The sequence below is a fragment of the Polaromonas sp. P1_G4 genome, assembly GCF_056405475.1.
In genome coordinates this window covers 1-701 of record NZ_JBFUCA010001002.1, presented here as the reverse complement: position 1 = coordinate 701, position 701 = coordinate 1, and the positions used below count along the sequence as shown (strand labels likewise).

Here is a 701-nt window from a genome sequence, read left to right as displayed (position 1 = left end):
TTCGCGCACCCGAGCCGCCAGCCGCCGTGCCTGGCCAGCCGCATGCCCAGAGTTTTGACAACACGCTGGTCAGGGCATTTCCCAACATTACCAATGTCGACATGAGCAGCACCCTGGCGCAGGTGCAGCGCGTGCTCGACCAGGTGATACGCGCGGTGGAATTTTTGTTCGGCTTCACGCTGGCCGCGGGCCTGGTCGTGCTCTTCGCCGCCATCACTGCCACGCGTGAAGAGCGCGCCCGTGAATTCGCCATCATGCGGGCCGTGGGTGCGCGTGCTTCGCTGCTGCGGCAGGTGCAGCGGGCTGAATTGGCGGGCGTTGGTTTGCTGGCTGGCTTTCTGGCTTCCATCGTTGCGCTGGCGGTGGGCTGGGGTTTGGCTCGCTTTGTGTTTGACTTCAGCTGGACTGGTTCGTGGACGGTGCCTTTGGTGGGCAGCCTGGCGGGGGCTTTGCTGGCACTGGCGGCGGGGTGGTGGGGGTTGAGGTCGGTTTTGAATACGCCAGTGGTGGAGACTTTGCGGAAGGCGCAATAACGGCTCTTCCAATTCCCCTCTTTGCTGAGGCTGGGTTGATTTTCAGGACGTGTTTTTTGCTGAGGGTTGCTGGCCGGGGGTAGCCCGGCAGCTACTCACTTTTCTTTTGCTTCGCCAAAAGAAAAGTAAGCAAAAGAAAAGGCGACCCTGCTGTCTGCGACCCTACGC

1 protein-coding gene is annotated in these 701 nt (G+C 61.3%); it reads left to right on the top strand.

The window, feature by feature from the left end; all coding sequences use genetic code 11:
- Positions 1 to 533, top strand: a 533-nt coding sequence (locus AC1D1X_RS25015) for an FtsX-like permease family protein (protein WP_477699590.1), incomplete at its 5' end; no start/stop codon positions are given.
- Positions 534 to 701 lie beyond the last annotated feature (168 nt).